This is a genomic window from Geminisphaera colitermitum TAV2, from assembly GCF_000171235.2.
GTDB classification, from domain to species: domain Bacteria; phylum Verrucomicrobiota; class Verrucomicrobiia; order Opitutales; family Opitutaceae; genus Geminisphaera; species Geminisphaera colitermitum.
Window position 1 is genome coordinate 62,874 of record NZ_ABEA03000126.1, and the last position, 17,320, is coordinate 80,193.

Below are 17,320 nucleotides of genomic sequence, written 5' to 3' on the forward strand. Positions count from 1 at the left end.
AAACGCTTCCGATTCAGAAGCGCAAATCGAAGTGTACCGTGTTGCCTTCAAACACGGCCACGAACCGGTTGTCCGCATACACCACGACGCCGCACGGCGCATAGGCGTGGCATCCCGCCCGCTCTGCGAGCATCCTGAGAAATGTGGCGTCCAGAACAGGCTCGCCGCTGTAAATCACTTTGCGCGCGCGGGGAGCAAGCTCCCCCTCGGGCTTCCTCGCTGCGACCGACACCGTGCCGTCCGGATAGGTTTTCAAAATCTCCTGTTTGGCCCGTGGTATCACGATCAGTCGGGGAAGCGGATTGGCGGGCGTCTCATTCCCATCAGTCGCCGGCAGCACCTCCCGGACTCTGAAGCCGGTGAGTTTGGTAATGTTCTCAAGCGAAAATCCATCCTCGATATTTCGTCCGGCCATGCCGTTCGTGTCCTCCGCGCAGATTCCCGCCGCATACATCCACAGCACCGTCGCATCAGGGCGAAGACACGGCTCGATGCGCGCCCAGTGCGGGCCTGTTACAAAGAACGCGTTTAAACACACGACCAGCCGGTATTGCCCCAGCTCCATGTCCCGCAAATCCGCCAGTCGAAAAACATCCACCGGCATCCCGCACAGATGAAGCTCGCGCAACAAGTCGATGTACAGCGCCTGATGCAACGGAGAATCACGCTTCTCCCCGCAACGCACATGGGCGGGGACCCATTCGTCAACCACCACCAGAATTTCCGCCACGCTATGGCGTGGCAGCGCGCGCAGCTTGGTGGCGACATGTTCCATCGTGGCGATCTCCGCCATAATTTCCGGCGAGTCATACCAACCGCCTCCAAGGTCCATCCACCAGAAGTTTGAGCCATGGGAAAGGTTCTTGGCGAATTCACGCCAAAGGACCGAACGTGTATCCAGAAAACCACGGCAATTGGATTTCGGCGCAAGGTGCGTGGCGATGTCGATTTCGTCCATCCAGAGTTTTTTCCGATTTACCGATTGCGCAATGCCCAGCACGCCACCGGGCTCGCCGGGAGCGTTGCGCCGGTAGGATTTTGGCGCGGCGAAAAAATCGATATGAGGCGAGGCCAGCAGCCGGTCGTAGCCCAGCCAGCCGCTGGACGCGGCGTTGTCGCATTCCAACACGTAACCATAAAAGCACCCGACCGCCTTCCCTCCGGTCTGCGCTTTGACGATCCTGCCGAAGTGCTCAATGGCGTTCACATTCACGTCGGTGCAAAACAGATCGTAGTCCACGCACACACGATCACCGGGACGCGCGCGCATAAGCTCGCGCAACGAATCCGATCGCCCCTGCCGTGCCTCAGGCGGAGGCGGCTCCGCGATGCCGCGTCCTGACTCGTCATGCCCCAGAGAGGCCGCCCCCCATGCCTGGCGCAGTGCGCGAAGTGTTCCGTAGCGGGCCAGCCCCCAGTCGAAAAAAGCCCGCCGGTTGACGAGTCCCCAGTCGCCGAGTTTACCGCTGGAACGTCCCCAAAAACACGTTTCCCCCGCGGCACCGTAGGCAATATGATAACCGGGAATCCTGTCCGCATACGGTCCGGTCTCAATGTGGCGTATGATGCGCGCCAGAGCCTCGCCAGCGTCAGCCAGCCAGCGGGCGGAGGAGAAACTCTGCAAGGCGATCACGCCGCCGATGTTGGGGCGATCATCTTGAAAACCGAACGTGTTGCCGTAACCGGCGGACGATTCGTAGCCCAGAATGTCGTGTGACGCGGTTCCCACCAGCCGCTGGATTTCGGCGTCGTCGCGTGGTCCCTCATGATAAACGAATACATCCTCGGGATGAGCGGAACACCAGTCCAGCGGAACGTTGAGCTTGATGCGTGGAATGTAGTGGTTTTCCGGATTTTTTGAGAAAACCGAACGGAGCACCCGGTCGGTCAGCCGGTAGTCATACGCATCCACGCCCACCCATCCGGTGAACAGGATTGAGCTGAACACACGGATGCCGGCGCGGGCAAACGCCTCCTGAATATTTTCGAAGCGCTCAAAGTCCGTCGCAAAAAGCACCGGATTCCCATCAGCTCCGATTCGCGGTGGATCGTAGCAGTAGCCGAGTTTGGACCAGAAAACGGATGATTCACTGAGCAGCTTCATCGTCTGTCATGCGGATGCCGGGGGGGGGGGGGGGGGAGGTGCGCGGATATGTTCATCGGACAAAATAAACAGGCGTCGCCGTCAGCACTGTCCGTCCACCGGTTACTTGTAGCGTATTTCCCATGACATCGAAAACCTTCACTCCCGGCGGCACCGTGACCGTGTGCGCCTTGCCATCGTAACTCCACAGCACGGTGACGGACGCACCTTGTTGATCCTCAAGAAATGCGTAAGCATCCACGCCTGGCTCGGGTTCGCTGCGACCCAGGCAACGGGCTCCATCGGTCAGGCTGGCAAGGACGGCGCGGGCGGCCATCGCAGGCATGAGCGAACGGTCAGACTCCGTTGCCGACCACGACACGGGGTACGTGTGATATTCGTTGTAGAGCGAGTAGTAGAAAAACCGCTCAATCCCGGTTGCGCGCTGGACAATGTCGAAGCGCACGATCTGCGCCATCTGGTTTATGACGAGGGGCAGTGTCTGTTCGTCGGCCCCATACCAGCGGTACAACTCACCGGGGCCCCCCTCGGTATTCCAGATTGGTTTTTTCGTGCCGATGGCCGCCATCATCGTATCAAAGCGTTTTACGATTTCGAAGGGCTTGGCCTTGGGTCCGCCATAGAGCGCCATGTCGTAGTTATGCACGGAGAGGACATCGAAACGATCAGGCCCGGCGGCGCGCAACACGCTTGAGGTCCACTCGTCCCCCATATTGCTGTGCGCAACCGAATTGCAGCCGACAATCAGTGCGTGCCCGTTGACCGCCTTTGCCGCCGTGAACGCCGTGTTTTGCAACTGCGCAAACTGCTCCGGCGTGCCGGGAAAAAATCCTTTGGCCCACGGCTCGTTCCAAACCTCCCAGTAATCAATGCGCCCTTTGTAGTGCGACACCGTCCGGGTCACATATTGCTCCCACTTTGCGAGCGCGTTGTCACCGTCGGGCATGTTGTAAACAGACTTCGAGCCCAGCGTCGCACGCGGCTTGCTGCTGATCCATGACGGTGCTCCATCCAGCATCCCCAAAATTTGGATACCAGCGGCACGCGCAGCGTTCACGCCCCGGTCTTCAAATTCAAACACGCCCGGCTTCGCTTCCACGTAGCGCCATTTGGTGACGTTGGTGCAATCGTGCAGGCGCACCCAGCGCGCACCTGTCGCGCGTGCGATGGCAATCAGTTCCGGTGTAAGCGCCGTGTGCACGCCAAAGTAGGATTTTTCGGGGGCAATCTCACGCGGGCGTGGCAGCCGGGCAAATACAAGCTCGGCGTCGGCGGACAATCGTGTGCCATCCTTCGCAATCAGGCGCGCCGTTGCCTTGAATAAACCTCGTGGCTGCTCCCGGTCCGGTTCGAGCGCCAGTTGCAGTGACACGTCTCTCCGCCCGGCGAGCTTGGAGTCTGCGATGTTTGTCACGACTGGCACATCTGGCATCGTCTGCGTGCGTCCGGTGATGGAATCGATCGACATCTGAACTCGCGCTCCCGATGGCACCATGCCTTGCGTGCCGACATCGCCGGCCGCAGCGACATTGATCTCAAGCGGGATGTTCTCTCCGTCAAAAACGATGTGACCGGGGCGTGGCACGCGCAGGCTCAACTCGCATAGGAACGGGGCTGCGCCTGCGTATCCATCCGATGGCGTGGTTCGCTCTTCCACCATCGCGCCGTCGCACCAAAGCGTCGTGGCACCGCGTGTCGGCTGGATGCGCAGCAGCAACCGCGTCCGCTCTGCATAGGGCAGCGGCACCGTCGTCGAAAATCGTTTCCACTCCGGCCCCGGTTGCACGGTGATGGCGCTGCCATGCATACCTTCGAATTCCAGTTGAACGGGCGTGGGCTTGGATGCCTTCAACCAGATCGACGCCGTGTGCGGGCGGTTGTGATTAAAGGTGAAGAACGGTGAATGGAAACGCACCGCCCGCGCGTCCGGGATGTCGAACCGCAGGGAGGCGTTTCCGACAACCGCGTTACCTGGCGTTTTGTCCACGACAGGACGGGGATCGACGAAGTCGCTTTTGATGGCGGATTCCATGTATTGGTATTCGTGATACCTGGCTTGCCAGCCGCCGGTGAGTCCGGTTTCAAACGAGCCGCTGGCGATCAGGTTGCCTGTGCGGGGAGCAACATCGGATGCGGTTACGCTGCCCGCCTCCTCGACGCGTGCGTCGTCGAGCCAGATGGTCCGCCGGTGTTCACCCGCGCCTTGCACGAGCAGGGCAAAAAACGCGGGCGCATCTTCCGTCACCGATCCGGTCAGTGTGTACATTCTCCATTCGGGACTGAGCAAAACGCGTTTGGTAAAATAGCGACGGTAGGGCGGTTTGGCCTGCCTCATGCGCAGTTCCACCACCGTGCCCATGTCCGCCGAACGCATCCAGAGGGTGGCGCGATATGCCTTGTCCTTGCGGACATTGAAGCGGGTGACGAATTGCAACCAGCCGTTTTGAATCGACTGGATGTCGATGCGTTGCGTCCGGGCTCCGTTGCGGGTGGCATCCTCGTCGGCGCTGTATTCGGCCACAAGCTCCGCCCAGTGGGAGTTGTCCTCCCAGCCCTTTGCGATAACACCGGTGACGTGGTTGCCCGGCCGCGGTTTTTCCTGCGCGCTTCGTTTGACGGCCGGGTGGTACGGAGGCTCAAAGCCACCGTTGACGAGCAGGTTGCCCGGCGTGTCCGCAGATTTCTGCACGAGGCCGTCCGAACGATTGTCCTGCGCGACCAGTTTACCGCCTCCAATCGCCAGCACGCCACAGCCGAGCAGGATGGCATGGAGGAGGCGGCGCGTACGGCGGACACGGATTGCAACGAGGTTCGTCATGGAGGGGGGGAGGGATGGGATACGAGATAAAGAGAGGGCGAGGATTGCGAAATTCAGGAGCGACGGCGGTGGATGAAAACATGTCCGGCGATGGCGGCAAGAAGCCCGGTCAGGCCGGCCAGGGCGGCTGATGCCGAGGCTTCGGGGACGATTGCCAAGTCGGCGTTGCGCAGAGTCTGAAGTTCACCGAGTGAGAGCGCTCCCGATGCGTCGGCAGCGGAACCGTAGATTCGCAGGTTGTCGATCAGGCCGTCGTAGGAGCGTATGTTGCTGTTCCATAACCCACCTACGCCCAGCCCCGCGGCTCCGCTGCTGCTGATTACGCCGGCATCAAATGTTTTGGTGCCCGCGAGCGAAACCTGACTGGCGGCGTCCGTTCCAGTGCCACCAACGTAGAACAGGGCTCTTTTTGCCTCCGCATCGTAAGTGACCGCGAAGAAAATCCAGACACCGGTTGCCGAATAACCGCTCACCGCCGTGTTACTCCCGTTCACATACAACTGCAAATTTCCTGACGTCGTGGTTTGCAGGGTCACTCCATTCGTGCCGCCAAAATCGAGGATTCTGGCACCGTCTCCGATACTCTCGGTTTTAAGCCAGCCTTGAATGGTCATGGATTTCAGGTTGTTGAGGTCCGTGGCGATGGAGGGAGCGTTGGTCATGTTGACTGCTGCCCGCCCTCCGGTCCTGGCGCTCGTGGCGGTGTTGTTGAACGTGAAATCACCGGCCAGCCCGGAGGGACCGCCGAGGGTTGCTCCACTGCCGTGCAGATCGGTGGCAGTGGAACTCGAATTGTAGAAGGTGAGCGACGAGGTGTTCGATCCCGTGCTCCGCGTTGTGGTACCGGTGTCGTCAAACTTGAATTCGAGAATAGGCGTGGAGGCGGCTATTCCCGTGAAGGTGAACAGACTGGATACAAGGATGAGCGAGGCGGTTGTCAGGTGTGTTTTGTTCATTTTTGTGCAGGCGGTTGGACGATTCGTGTGTGTGCGGGGGAGATGCGGTGCCTCGGATGAGACACGACTTGGCGGACGGCAGGGAAAACTCCCTGCCAAAGTGAAATAAAGGGACCGGAGATTAGTATATGTGTGGAGGCGGGGGGGGGGGGGGGGGCGATTACTGCGTTTCCACATGCCAGTCGAAGTACAACACGTTGAGTTTGTTGCGATGACTTGGCGGCGACTGGGTGAGCGCACTGACATTGAGTGCGTGTCGCGGACGTTTGCTGGCGTATCGGTCGCAAATCGCCCATTGCCGGGAGAGGGGCAGATAACCGGCCAGCTCAACGAGGTCCATCGGGCTGGTGCGGCGTTCGTTGCCAGACGTGGCTCCTGTATCGCCCCACGGGCTTACCCAAGTGCCGGTTGGCTCCGCCTCTTCGTTCGACAGGGCTTGGTTGGCGGTGAAGTGATACTTTCGCTCCGGATCTTTGCCTATGGCGGCGCAAATGAACGAGTCCGCGTAGAGCTCTTTTCCCGTGAGTTCGTAGCTCAGATAAGGGGCCACATGTGCGAGCAGGCCATAATGTCCCTTCGCCACAGAGGAGGCTTGTGACCAGCCTGTGGGGCCAGGCAGACGCCCGTTGTGGTCGTTGGTGTAGAGCTGAATGCCTATGCCAAAACCGCGCAATGTCGCTGCGCATTTGGTTTGTTTGGCGAGACTGCGAACCTGCCCGATCGCCCCCAGCGTGATCGCAGAAAGGATGCCGATGATGGCGATGACTGTCAGCAGTTCGATCAGCGTGAATCCTCCGATTCGCAGGTAATGCGTGGAATGGCACCCAGACTGAGGAAAGCTGGAAGAATGATTGGGGGCGCTTTTAGAAGGCATGGTTACGACATTGCACGACAGGCTTGCGTTGCGCCAAGGCAATCATCGTGCTTGCCGATGCATGAAAGATGTCTCGCCTCCCCCCACCATGCAGGATGTCGCCCGTGCGGCCGGCGTGCACCAGACCACCGTGTCTCGTGTCCTGCGCAATGATCCGCGCATCACCGCCGAAGTGCAGCAACGCGTGCGCGCCGCCGCCGAGGCTGTCGGTTACGTGCCCAATCCCCTCCTCTCCGCGCTCGGCACGCTGCGTCGCCAGCGCGCCGCCGCCGCCAACCAGATGGCGCTCGCCTACGTGCTCCGTGCCGACGCCACACACCGCACCGTCGGCGCGCACGTCGCGGGCGCACGCGAGGCCGCCGCGCGGCGCGGCTACAAACTCGAAGAGTTCGTCCTCGACGACGATCTGCGCGAGGAGCGTCTCAACCAAATCCTCACCGCCCGCAACATCCTCGGCGTCATCCTCGGCCCTCTGCCCGAGGCGCATGGGCACTTCACGCTCGACTGGACGCAGTTCTGCGCCGTGGCCATCGAGTATTCGTTTAGCGAACCGGCTTTCGACCGCGTCGTCACCGACAGCTACGCGACGATGAACACCGTCCTCGCGCAGTGCCTGCGTCGCGGACTCGGGCGCGTCGGCATCGTGCTCGCGCAGGTCGTGGACGAGCGCAACGAAGGTTTGCTCTGCGCCGCCCATGCCCTCGCCGTGCGGCGCGAACGCAAACTCGCCAATCTGCCGCCGCTCATCCTTCCCGAGTGGAATGCGGACGTATTCGAAAACTGGATGCACAAGGCGCGTCCCAGGGTCATCGTGTCGTCCAACACGTTCCTGCCGCAGATCGAGGTATGGTTGCGGAAATCAAAACTCCGCGTCCCGCGCGACATCGGCCTCGTCAACCTCAACGTCAATCCCGACATCCAGCCGCACGCCGGCATTTGCCAGGACGCCCCCGCTATCGGCGCGATGGCCACGCGGCTCGTCATCGACAAGATGAACCAAAACGAACGCGGCATCCCCGCCAGTCGCGTCACCATTCTCACTGAAGGCCGCTGGTGTGAGGGCAGCACGCTGCCTGTATGACCGCGCGACGCTCTTTGTCTGCTCTTTTATCGCAACGGCGCGACGAGGTTCCAGGTGTTGGCCGCGTTGCGGAAACCGCCGGGGCCGTCCGCCGCCGCCGCGAAAAAGTGCGTCGGTTTCCCATCCTGAAACAATAACTGCGGACGCTCCAGCGAACCGAGCGTGCCGCGTGTGCCGTCGTCCCAGTCGAGCGTGCGCGAATACGCCTGCGCAACCGGCGCGACCTCCCACGCAATGCCGTCCTCCGACCAGCCGTGGACGCCGCCATGATACTCGGGCGTGAACTCGCCCGCGAGGTCCTTGGCCAGCATCTCGAAACACGTGCCGTTGTGCCACACAAACGGGTCTTCGAGCGTACCGCCGTCGTGGAATCGCATCACGGGTTCGTCGCAGAGACGTTCGAACCGCGCGCCCAGCCAGTTGCCATCACGCGGCGCCTCGGCGCGACTCACGCCAAGACGGCAGCCATCGGGCGTGTTGCTCCGATAGTAAAGATAGAGCGAGCCGTCGGGGGCGAGGCAGGGCGCCGGATTGGTGGTGATGCTCGCATCCCAGCGTCCGGGGCGCGGCATCAGGATGGGAGCGTCACCACGTATCCATGGACCCATGACAGAGCTCGACACCGCCAGGCCGATGCGGATGCCGGCGTAGGATTCCTTGACCTGCGCCTGCGCTTGCGCGGTGGGGGCGCGCAGGGAGGCGGCATCGGCCCGCGTGCCGCGAAACGTCGAGCCGATGTAAAACAACAAAAATTTCCCTCCGTGGCGGAGCACGGTCGGATTGTGCGTCATGCGCCCGTCCCAGCGGGCTTCGCCACGGTCGGGCAGCACGACTTCGCGCATGACATACGGACCTTCGGGACGGCTGGCGTCGGCGCGGACGATTTCCGAATACAACGGATAACCTTCAAAGAACGGCAGCGACTTCGGCCAGCGCGCGGCGAAGAGATGAAACCGCCCGTCGTCGTCCGCCACCGGACTGCCGCACCAGATCCAGTAGTCCGGATCGGCCAGCGCAGGCTGGCGGCACGCCGGGAGCAGGCGCGTGCTGAAAGGAGTAATCCCGGGCGCGACAGGAAAGGCGCAGGGGGGGGGGACTACAGACGGTGTGGCGGATGGAGCCAAAACAGACGATGGCGGCAGCATGGCTGCAGTCGCTACGCTGTCGGCTTCGGATCGGCGACGTCCCCCTTATGCTTGCCGATGCAGTGTGGCGGGGAACGTGATGTCAGCCCCGTTCCATGCGTTCCAACAGGCGGTGGAGCAACGCAGTCGCGTCCGGCACGGCGGACGGAGTGCGGGCGAGAATCACGTCGGCAGTCTGCACGTGAGGGGGGAGGGGGGGGGGGGAGGCCGGGATGGCGGAAGTGGCGGGAGTCAGTTCGTCGGCGCAATTTTGACAAATGCGCGCCACGGCGGGCTCGTCCATTTCGAGATGAAATTGCAGGCCGAGCACACGGGCGTTGCCATCGCCCGGCAAGCTGAGCGCGAAGGCTTGGTTGCGGCAGGCTTCGTTCGATGCCAGCAGCACCGCGCCCGGCGGCAGGTCAAAGGTGTCGCCGTGCCAGTGGAACACCAGCGATTCGCCGGGCGGAAAGGAGAGAGGATGCGGGGCAGTGCCTTTGCCCGTGTCGGCGGCGCGCACAGGGAACCAGCCGATTTCGCGCTCGTGGTTTTGATAAACGCGACCGCCAAGCACGTCGGCAATGAGTTGCGCGCCGAGGCACACGCCGAACACGCGCGCACCGGCGTCGATGCGGGCGCGAATGGCGCGTTTTTCATCACGGAGCCAGGGATGGTCGCGGTATTGGTAAATATTCATCGGGCCGCCCATCACGATCAGCCAGTCGCAGGCGGAGGCGGCGAGATCGGGCAGTTCGCCGGCGTAAAAACGCGTCACGGTGAGACGGTGGCCGCGGGCGCGCAGCCACGGTTCGATCAAACCGAGGCCTTCAAATGGGACGTGCTGAAACCAGTGAACGTGCATGGGCGGAAGTGTGGGTGAAATACGCGAGGACAGCAGGAAACGCGCCGCCGGGGCGATGGTTTTCAGCGGGTTGGGGAGGTTCTAAAAATACGTTTTTGAACAGCAAAGTCGCCAAGGCGCAAAGGAAGAAAAATTCCAAATTATTTATCAATTAACAAAATACAAATGAGATATAAAATTCAAAGCGCTTTACTCTGATCTTTGCGTCTTTGCGTCTTCGCTGTTTTCTTCAATTTTTAAAACCTCCCGTTGGTTTTGGTTTGGATCGGATTAAAAGCGTTGAGCGGAGGGCGGGCAACGTTGAGCGTGGGCGCCTGTTTCCCGCCATGTCGTCGTCACCTCTCGAACATTTCAGCGCCACGCTTGCCGCCGCCCGGGCGGAAATCGGCAAGGTCATCATCGGCCAGCAGGCCGTCGTGGACCTCGCGCTCATCACGCTCCTTGCCCGCCAGCACGCGCTCATCGAAGGCGTGCCGGGCATCGCCAAAACCCTGCTCGTGCGCACGCTCGGGCATGTGCTCGGCGTGCCGAGCGGACGCGTGCAGTTCACGCCCGATCTCATGCCCGCCGACATCACGGGCACCAACGTGTTCAACCTGCAAACCAACTCGTTCACGCTCGTGCGCGGTCCGGTGTTCACCACGTTTTTGCTCGGCGACGAAATCAATCGCGCCCCGGCCAAGACGCAGGCCGCGCTGCTTCAGGCGATGCAGGAGCGCACCGTGACGATTGACCGCGACACGCACGCGCTCGACGACAATTTCACCGTCTTCGCCACGCAAAATCCCGCCGACTCCGAGGGCACGTATCCACTGCCCGAGGCGCAGAAGGACCGGTTCATGCTCAAAATCCAGATGGAGCCCCCGGCGCGCGACGACGAACTGGCGCTCGCCCGCCGCATGATCGGGCTCGACGGCGCGACTTCGCCGGAGTCCGCGCTGGCGGGCGGTGCGGTGCGCGTGGTGCTCGCTCCGGGCGAACTGACCGCGCTGCGCGGTGCGCTCGACGCCGTGACGCTGCGCGATGAGTTGATCGCCTACATCGTGGATCTCGTGCGCGCCACGCGCAGCCACGAGAGCGTGCTGGTGGGCGCGGGGCCGCGCGCCACGCAGGCGCTGCTGCTCGCCAGCCGCGCGCGTGCCGCCATCGATGGACGCGATTTCGTGACGCCCGACGACGCCCGGGGCCTCGCCGCCGCGGTGCTGGGACACCGGTTGGTATTGCGTCCGGAGTTTGAGATCGAGGGTCTGACCATCGACGAAGTGCTGGCGCGGATACTGGAGCAGGTGGCGGTGCCAAGGTGATGGGCAAAACAACAAAAATCCCATGACATTAACATTTGCAAGTGGCGCGGCAGTGCCTGGGACCGCCGGCATCCTGCCGGCAGATGATGCGAAGCGTCGTTGGGTCGGCATCAAAAGTGGCGCGGGCGTCTTGCCCGCATCGGAACAGAATGCGGGCGGGACGCCCGCGCCACTTTGCCATCAGCACGATGCCGGCAGGATGCCGGCGCTCCCAGGCGCGGCTGCGCCATTGTGAAAATCGTTGCGATGAATTCTTCTTCGACACATTCCGCTTTCGCCATTCGCACCACCTTTGTTCCGGCCCTGACCCTGCTGTGGCTGGTGGGCGGGGCGGCGGGGCTGGCGGTGGCGGGGGCGTTCTGGCCGGCGGCGCAGGCGGCGTGGCTGATCGCCCTTGGCGGCATCGTGGCCTTCGCGGTGGGCGACCTGCTCTACTCATTGGGTATCGCCAGCGGCACTACGCCGCGCGTGACTGCTCCGGCGGTGGTGCGGTTTTCCAAGGATGCGCCGGGCGACATTCCGCTGACGTTTTGTTGCGATCACGTCGGCGAAGCCCCGCCTGCCGCGCCGCGACGGTTGCGCTTTGCGCTCGGACTGTCTGGGGCGTCGTTCGTGGAAACGCAGCCGGAGTTGCTTGTCGAGTTGCCCGCAGACGCGAGGGCGGCGCGGGTGGACTGGACGTGCACCCCGACGCGGCGCGGACGTTATGCGGAGGGATTGCTGGCGTGCTGCGAAATGGTTTCGCGGCTCGGCCTGTGGCGGCTGCGCACGCGGCAGTCGGTGGCATGTGAGCTGCGCGTGTATCCCAATCTGTTTTCGGAACGCCGTTCGCTGGCGGCACTGTTCCTCAATCGCGGTCAGGCGGGGCTCAAGGTGCAGCGCACGGTGGGGCGCGGGCGCGAATTTGAAAAACTCCGCGACTACCTGCCCGGCGACAGTTTCGACGAGGTGCATTGGAAGGCCACGGCCAAGCGCGGGCGCGTCATCACCAAGGTGTTCCAGGCCGAGCGCACGCAGGAGGTTTATGCGGTGATCGACCTTTCGCGTCTGAGCGGACGCGAGCTTGCGCACGAGGACGGGGGGGGGGGGGGGGGGGAGGGACGGCGTCAGAGGGTGTTGACGGTGCTGGAGCGTTACCTGACGTCGGCGCTTGTGCTCATGCTCGCGGCGCGCCAGCAGGGGGACCGGTTCGGGCTGGTGGCCTACGATGACCAGGTGCGCGTGTTCATCCGGGCGGGCAATGGCAGCGCGCACTACGCGGCGTGCCGGGAGGCGGTTTGCACGCTGGCGTCGAGCGAGGCGACGCCCGACATGGCGGAACTGACGCGGCATCTGCGCACGGAGTTGCGCACGCGGGCGCTGCTGGTGTTTTTGTCGGATTTGAGCGACCCGGTGCTGGCCGAGGATTTTGTGCGGCAGGGGCCATTGCTGGCGCGACGGCATCTTGTCATGGTGAATCAACTACGCACGCCGGGCGTGGCGCGGCTCTTCACGGGCGGGCCGGTGGCGGCGGGCGACGACGGAGCGGTGTATGCGCGGCTGGCGGGGCATCTGCGCTGGGCCGAGGCGCAGTCGCTGGCGCGCCGGTTGAAGCCGGCGGGGATCACGGCGGCGTTGCTGGAAAACGAAGAACTGGCGGCACAGGTGGTGGCCCAGTACATGAGCGTCAAACGGAGGCAGATTCTGTGATCGTCAATCTCGACAAGTTCATCGCCGCCGAGAGGCCCGGCTGGGAACGGCTCGACGCCATCCTCGCCGAGTTGGCGCGCGATCCGTGGCGTCGGCTCACGCTGGCGGAGGCGTGCGAATTGGAGCGGCTTTATCAGCGGGCGTCCGCCGATCTGGCGCGGCTGGCCACGTTTTCGGCGGAGCCGGAGGCGCGGCGTTATCTGGAAAATCTCGTGGCGCGTGGTCATGCGGAGATTCACAGTGCGCGTACCGGAGGCGGGAGGAGCGGCGGGCGGGGCGGGAGGTTGCGTCCGTGGCGGTGGCTGGCGCGTTCGCTGCCGCAGGCGTTTCGGCGGAGGGGGCAGGCGTTTGTGCTGGCGCTGGTGTTGATGCTGGGAGGCGCGGTGTTTGGCGGCGCGGCAGTGGCGTTCGATCCGGAGGCGAAGGAGGTCATCATGCCGTTTTCGCATTTGCTCGACGATCCCGCCAAACGGGTGGCGGAGGAGGAGCGGAAGGCGCGGACGGGGAGGGGCGACGATCTCGCAGACCACCGCACGATGTTTGCCGGTCAGCTCATGACGCACAATACGCGGGTGACGATTTTTCTGATGGCGTTGGGCATGACGTGGGGCGCGGGCACGGTGGTGTTGTTGTTTTACAATGGGGTGATCCTCGGAGCGGTGGTCGTGGATTATGTGCTGGCGGGGCAGACGTCGTTTCTTGCGGGTTGGTTGCTGCCGCACGGCGCGGTCGAGATTCCAGCGATGCTGATCGGCGGGCAGGCGGGGCTTGTATTGGCCGGAGCATTACTGGGGCGCGGCCAGCGCGAGCGGCTGGCCGCGCGGATGCGCGCGGTGGCGCCGGATTTGGTGACGCTGTGTTTCGGCGCCGGCTTGCTGCTGGTGTGGGCGGGCGTGGTGGAGTCGTTTTTGTCGCAGTATCACGAGCCGGTGCTGCCTTACGCGGTGAAGATCGCGTTTGGCGTGGTGGAACTGGTGGTGCTGGTTGGCTGGTTGGGTTTCGGAGGACGAAAGCACGGAGACGTTAGTCCCGGAGTGGTCGCGTCAAAATCCAGGCTCTCAAACCTTAACCGCGAATGAACGCGAATCGACGCGAATAAAACCAATGAATTCCGAGTTCGATAGTTATTCTTTATTCGTGATCATTCGCGCGTATTCGCGGTTAAAAAAGATCGGCGAGAACAAAGGTAAAAGGATGATTGTATGAGTTTATTGGTTACAGATGAAGAAAGGGAGACGGGGGAGAGGCGGGCGGTGTGGCGGGTGCGCACGCCGGAGGGCGCGGTGTTTTCCTACCGTCTGGCGAGCCCGTTGCTGCGGCTGGTGGCGTTGCTGGTGGACTGGATGACGGTGATGGCGGTCTGGTCGATGGCGGCCACGGCGATCAAGGTGTTGCACATCGTGAGCGCGGACTTGGCGATGGCGGTGAACGTGATCGGTTACTTCGTGCTGTCGCTGGGTTACGACATGGCTTGCGAATGGCGCTGGCGGGGGCAGACGCTGGGCAAGCGCCTGCTGCGGTTGCGCGTGGTGGATGCTGGCGGGTTACGACTGACGTTTCCGCAGATCGTGCTGCGCAATCTGCTGCGGGTGGTGGATGGGTTGCCCATTGGTTATGGCGTGGGTGCGGCGGCGGCGTGGTTCAGCCCTCGCGGGCAGCGGTTGGGTGACTTGGCGGCGGGGACGCTGGTGGTTTACGAGGCGGCGGAGACGGCGCCGGATTTGCAGATGCTGGCGGCGTTGGGGGGCAAGTTTAACAGTTTGCGCGAGCATCCTCAGGTGGTCGCGCGGTTGCGTCAGGTGGTGACGCCGCCGGAGGCGAGGGCGGCATGGCGGGCGCTGGCCGGACGCGATCAGTTGGAACCGGCGGCGCGGCTGGCGTTGTTTGCAACGCTGGCGGCGCATTTCAAGTCACTGACTCCGATCCCGCCCGAGGCGGTGGATGGCATGGCCGACGAGCAGTTCGTGCGCAACGTGGTGGATGTGCTGTTCATTACGCGCGGAGCGTAGCGCGTTGATGGAGGAGTGAGTTTTACAGGTGGATGCGTTGTTCGGCGGTTTTCCCGGCTTCGAGTGTAATCGAGGATTGGATACCAGAATCAACGTTCCCGGATTCCGTGCGGATGACGTAGGAGCCGTGGAAACCACGGAAGCGGAAGCAGCCGTCGGCGTCGGTGACGCCTTCGGCCTGCGTGCGCCATTCGTGGCGGATGAGGTTTTGCAAGACGCGGTAGGATGGTTTGGGGCGCATGTCTTCGAAGAGCAGGCCGGAATAGACTTTGTTCTCACCGGGGGCAGCGCCGCCATCGGGAAGATTCCACCAGGTGATGCTATCGACGGTCGGGTGGCTGAACCAGAGGCGGTAAAAATTGCGGGCGACAATGGCTTGGGCTTCGAGTCCTTCGGGAGAGTTTCCGGGCGAGGTGAGCGTGATTTCGCTGACATGCAGCGGCAGTTCGAAGCGGGCGTAGTGGTCAAGGGCGTTGAGCAGAATCTTGGGTGTGTAGATTTGGCCGGCGAGCACCTTGGCGAGATCGGTGTCGGAGAAGAAATGGAACTGGAGCCCAATGCCGCCGACACGCCGTTTGGTGGAGCGGAGACGTTCCAGCAAATGCGTGAGGTCTCCCATTTTGTTTGTCCAACCGTCTATCTCGTCCGGCGTCCAGGCGGGCGTGATTTCGTTGACGTCGAACCGGACGTCGGAGGGGAAATGCGTTGCGGCCCAATCAAAGGATTTTCCTTCGTAATCGTCCTGCATGCGAATCCCGCGAGGCGTCCGGTCATAGAACGCCACCGGCTCGTTGAGCACATCCCAGCGCTTGATGCGGCCGCCGTAGCGGGTGGCGATTTCCGCGATGCGCTTTTCCCACAAGGGCGCGGCTTTGTCGGGCTCCTCGGGGAGCCAGTCTGGGACGGACCATTTGCGGAAATTCCAGACGAGGGTGTGGCCGTGCATGCGCAGGCCGCGCTCTTCGCAGAATTTCACGGTTTTGTCGGGCGGGGGGCGACGGGCAATGGGCACGCTGTGAATGCCAAAGCGTGGCCGGCCTTGTTCGGGTTCGAGCGTGCGCCAATAAAAGGGAATCGTCGCGCCGTTGAAGAGTGCGCAAAACGCTTCCTCGTATTTGCGGTTAAGCTCATCCAGCGGGTAACCATCGAGCTTGAAAAGGTTGGCCCCGAAGTGAAATGGCGAGTCGTGCTGGCTGACACGGACTTTGACGCCGGGCATGGGTTTTCCAGTAAAATCCATCGTGCGAATGACGGCGTCGCTTTGGCGGTTGCGCCGGATGCCTTCGTCGATGCGGGACTGGAGGCCGGGATCGGACCAGAATTTCTGGTATTCGGTGGAGACAAGGGTGTTGGTGTTCATGGCTGATGAAGAAAACGACGAGGCTGGCATCTTGCCGGCATTCCGCACTTGTGCGACGCGGATGGTAATACAACGGTTGCATTTGTGCCGCCGCCTCTTCGTCAAATCGCCGCCCGGCTGGGGTTGTCCGCCTCGACAGTTTCCCGTGCTTTGCATCAGGACCCGCGTGTGTGCCGTGTAACGGTGGAACGGGTACAAGCGGCGTTGAAGCAGGCAGGCTATCAGCTTGATCCGGTGGTTTCGGCGGGCATGTCCAAAATCCGTCAGCGGATTTTTTATCGGGAAACGCTCGCGTGGTGCGGAGATTGTCCGGAGGAAACGATGCCGTGGCTGGCGTCTTTTTTTCAATCCGTGGAGAGTTATGGAACGCGGCTGGGTTATGCGGTGGAGCGTTTTCATTTCAAGCAGGGGACTCCGCGGGAGTTGGCGCGGCTGGCGGCGATTTGGCGGGCGCGCGGCATTCGCGGTGTGTTGCTGGGGCCATTTCGCAAGGGGCGGGCGGAGTTGGTTTTTCCGTGGGAGGGTTTTGCGTGGGTGTCGATCGGGCATGCGTTGGATACACCGACGTTGCATTCGGTGGGACGCGATTATGCAACCGACATCAAGACCGCTCTCGACTGGCTGGAGTCGCGCGGAAGCCGCCGTCCTTGCTTCGTTCTGGACCCGGGAGTGGGGCATCTTTTCAGGCGGCCAATGCTGGAAGCCGCGTTGCTGTATTATCACGAAATCAAGCCAAGGCCGCGCGAGCCGTTTTACGAAATTGATCCAAAGCAGCCGGACGCGTTTACGCGGTGGTTCCGTGCGAATCGGCCCGACGGAGTGATTTTGCCTCGGGAGTTGAGCGAGCCATTGCGCCAGATGACTGCGGCGCTGGAGGGGCTGCCGCGAGTGTTGCTTTCAGCATCGGAGACACGCGGCGTTCCGTATTTTACCGCCCGTTACGAGGTGATCGGACAGGCTGCCGTCAACTTGATGCATCGCCTGCTGATCAACCGCGAGTTTGGCCTCCCGGCCTATAAACAAACGGTGGCGTTGAACTCGATGCTGTTCACTGACGAAGAGGATGCTGCCGCCGCCCCGGAATCACTTTCTGCTGTATCGTGATTTTCCCTCGTTGCGGGATTCCGATTGCCTCCCGC

At 62.4% G+C, this 17,320-nt stretch carries 14 protein-coding genes; 7 read left to right on the top strand and 7 right to left on the bottom strand.

All coding sequences use genetic code 11. From position 1 onward, the window contains the following. Positions 1-13: 13 nt before the first annotated feature. The 4 genes from OBACDRAFT_RS15165 to OBACDRAFT_RS25530 all read right to left on the bottom strand — a co-directional run bounded on the left by OBACDRAFT_RS15165 (position 14) and on the right by OBACDRAFT_RS25530 (position 6,752). Complete coding sequence (locus OBACDRAFT_RS15165; protein WP_043586988.1) at positions 14-2,104, bottom strand: hypothetical protein; 2,091 nt, start codon at positions 2,102-2,104, stop codon at positions 14-16. A 52-nt stretch (positions 2,105-2,156) separates the two neighbouring features. Further along, positions 2,157-4,922, bottom strand: coding sequence for an endo-1,4-beta-xylanase (locus tag OBACDRAFT_RS15170; RefSeq protein ID WP_043586990.1), 2,766 nt, complete (start codon positions 4,920-4,922; stop codon positions 2,157-2,159). A gap of 53 nt (positions 4,923-4,975) precedes the next feature. Next, positions 4,976-5,878: a LamG-like jellyroll fold domain-containing protein gene (locus OBACDRAFT_RS30790; RefSeq protein ID WP_043586992.1), complete on the bottom strand. Its 903-nt coding sequence runs from the start codon at positions 5,876-5,878 to the stop codon at positions 4,976-4,978. Between the two features lie 160 nt (positions 5,879-6,038). Then, entirely contained in the window at positions 6,039-6,752 is a 714-nt protein-coding gene (locus OBACDRAFT_RS25530; RefSeq protein ID WP_052362075.1) for a type II secretion system protein, read from the bottom strand. 61 nt (positions 6,753-6,813) lie between these two features. On the opposite strand from OBACDRAFT_RS25530, the gene OBACDRAFT_RS15185 reads away from it, so the two are divergent. After that, positions 6,814-7,833 (top strand): LacI family DNA-binding transcriptional regulator, encoded by a 1,020-nt coding sequence (locus tag OBACDRAFT_RS15185; protein ID WP_043586994.1) that lies wholly within the window; start codon positions 6,814-6,816, stop codon positions 7,831-7,833. Positions 7,834-7,859: 26 nt separating this feature from the next. Here the strand turns inward: OBACDRAFT_RS15185 and OBACDRAFT_RS15190 are convergent, their stop codons facing one another. Together OBACDRAFT_RS15190 and OBACDRAFT_RS15195 are read right to left on the bottom strand one after the other, a co-directional pair. Further along, entirely contained in the window at positions 7,860-8,978 is a 1,119-nt protein-coding gene (locus tag OBACDRAFT_RS15190; RefSeq protein ID WP_198529914.1) for a glycoside hydrolase family protein, read from the bottom strand. A gap of 82 nt (positions 8,979-9,060) precedes the next feature. Then, positions 9,061-9,819, bottom strand: coding sequence for a type 1 glutamine amidotransferase (locus OBACDRAFT_RS15195; RefSeq protein WP_043586996.1), 759 nt, complete (start codon positions 9,817-9,819; stop codon positions 9,061-9,063). 326 nt (positions 9,820-10,145) lie between these two features. Here OBACDRAFT_RS15195 and OBACDRAFT_RS15200 point away from each other — a divergent pair, with 326 nt between their 5' ends. The 5 genes from OBACDRAFT_RS15200 (at position 10,146) to OBACDRAFT_RS15215 (ending at position 14,821) form a co-directional block, all read left to right on the top strand. Beyond that, a complete protein-coding gene (locus OBACDRAFT_RS15200) occupies positions 10,146-11,123 on the top strand; it encodes an AAA family ATPase (RefSeq protein ID WP_043586998.1) in 978 nt (325 codons plus the stop codon). Between the two features lie 22 nt (positions 11,124-11,145). Continuing rightward, positions 11,146-11,358 carry a hypothetical protein gene (locus tag OBACDRAFT_RS28360; protein WP_157837116.1) on the top strand — a complete coding sequence of 71 codons (213 nt, stop codon included), beginning with the start codon at positions 11,146-11,148 and terminating at the stop codon, positions 11,356-11,358. 11 nt (positions 11,359-11,369) lie between these two features. Then, on the top strand, positions 11,370-12,812 hold the full coding sequence (locus OBACDRAFT_RS15205) for a DUF58 domain-containing protein (protein WP_043586999.1): 1,443 nt from the start codon (positions 11,370-11,372) through the stop codon (positions 12,810-12,812). After that, a complete protein-coding gene (locus tag OBACDRAFT_RS15210; protein WP_081722088.1) occupies positions 12,809-13,891 on the top strand; it encodes a stage II sporulation protein M in 1,083 nt (360 codons plus the stop codon). The genes OBACDRAFT_RS15205 and OBACDRAFT_RS15210 overlap by 4 nt, the downstream gene beginning before the upstream one ends. Positions 13,892-14,014: 123 nt before the next feature. After that, complete coding sequence (locus tag OBACDRAFT_RS15215; RefSeq protein WP_043587001.1) at positions 14,015-14,821, top strand: RDD family protein; 807 nt, start codon at positions 14,015-14,017, stop codon at positions 14,819-14,821. Positions 14,822-14,843: 22 nt separating this feature from the next. Here OBACDRAFT_RS15215 and OBACDRAFT_RS15220 read toward each other — a convergent pair whose 3' ends face one another. Continuing rightward, the gene (locus OBACDRAFT_RS15220) at positions 14,844-16,181 is read right to left on the bottom strand and encodes an endo-1,4-beta-xylanase (RefSeq protein WP_043587003.1); all 1,338 of its coding nucleotides are present in this window, start codon (positions 16,179-16,181) and stop codon (positions 14,844-14,846) included. A gap of 84 nt (positions 16,182-16,265) precedes the next feature. Between OBACDRAFT_RS15220 and OBACDRAFT_RS15225 the strand changes: the two genes are divergently transcribed. After that, positions 16,266-17,285 (top strand): LacI family DNA-binding transcriptional regulator, encoded by a 1,020-nt coding sequence (locus OBACDRAFT_RS15225; protein WP_157837117.1) that lies wholly within the window; start codon positions 16,266-16,268, stop codon positions 17,283-17,285. The last annotated feature ends 35 nt before the right edge of the window (positions 17,286-17,320 follow it).

Bases quoted from the DNA above. Each gene is read 5' to 3' on its own strand.
- OBACDRAFT_RS15195 (WP_043586996.1), bottom strand. From the start codon at position 9,819: ATGCACGTTCACTGGTTTCAGCACGTCCCATTTGAAGGCCTCGGTTTG.
- OBACDRAFT_RS15190 (WP_198529914.1), bottom strand. From the start codon at position 8,978: ATGCTGCCGCCATCGTCTGTTTTGGCTCCATCCGCCACACCGTCTGTA.
- OBACDRAFT_RS15165 (WP_043586988.1), bottom strand. From the start codon at position 2,104: ATGAAGCTGCTCAGTGAATCATCCGTTTTCTGGTCCAAACTCGGCTAC.
- OBACDRAFT_RS15205 (WP_043586999.1), top strand. From the start codon at position 11,370: ATGAATTCTTCTTCGACACATTCCGCTTTCGCCATTCGCACCACCTTT.
- OBACDRAFT_RS15200 (WP_043586998.1), top strand. From the start codon at position 10,146: ATGTCGTCGTCACCTCTCGAACATTTCAGCGCCACGCTTGCCGCCGCC.
- OBACDRAFT_RS30790 (WP_043586992.1), bottom strand. From the start codon at position 5,878: ATGAACAAAACACACCTGACAACCGCCTCGCTCATCCTTGTATCCAGT.
- OBACDRAFT_RS15215 (WP_043587001.1), top strand. From the start codon at position 14,015: ATGAGTTTATTGGTTACAGATGAAGAAAGGGAGACGGGGGAGAGGCGG.
- OBACDRAFT_RS15185 (WP_043586994.1), top strand. From the start codon at position 6,814: ATGAAAGATGTCTCGCCTCCCCCCACCATGCAGGATGTCGCCCGTGCG.
- OBACDRAFT_RS28360 (WP_157837116.1), top strand. From the start codon at position 11,146: ATGACATTAACATTTGCAAGTGGCGCGGCAGTGCCTGGGACCGCCGGC.
- OBACDRAFT_RS25530 (WP_052362075.1), bottom strand. From the start codon at position 6,752: ATGCCTTCTAAAAGCGCCCCCAATCATTCTTCCAGCTTTCCTCAGTCT.
- OBACDRAFT_RS15170 (WP_043586990.1), bottom strand. From the start codon at position 4,922: ATGACGAACCTCGTTGCAATCCGTGTCCGCCGTACGCGCCGCCTCCTC.
- OBACDRAFT_RS15220 (WP_043587003.1), bottom strand. From the start codon at position 16,181: ATGAACACCAACACCCTTGTCTCCACCGAATACCAGAAATTCTGGTCC.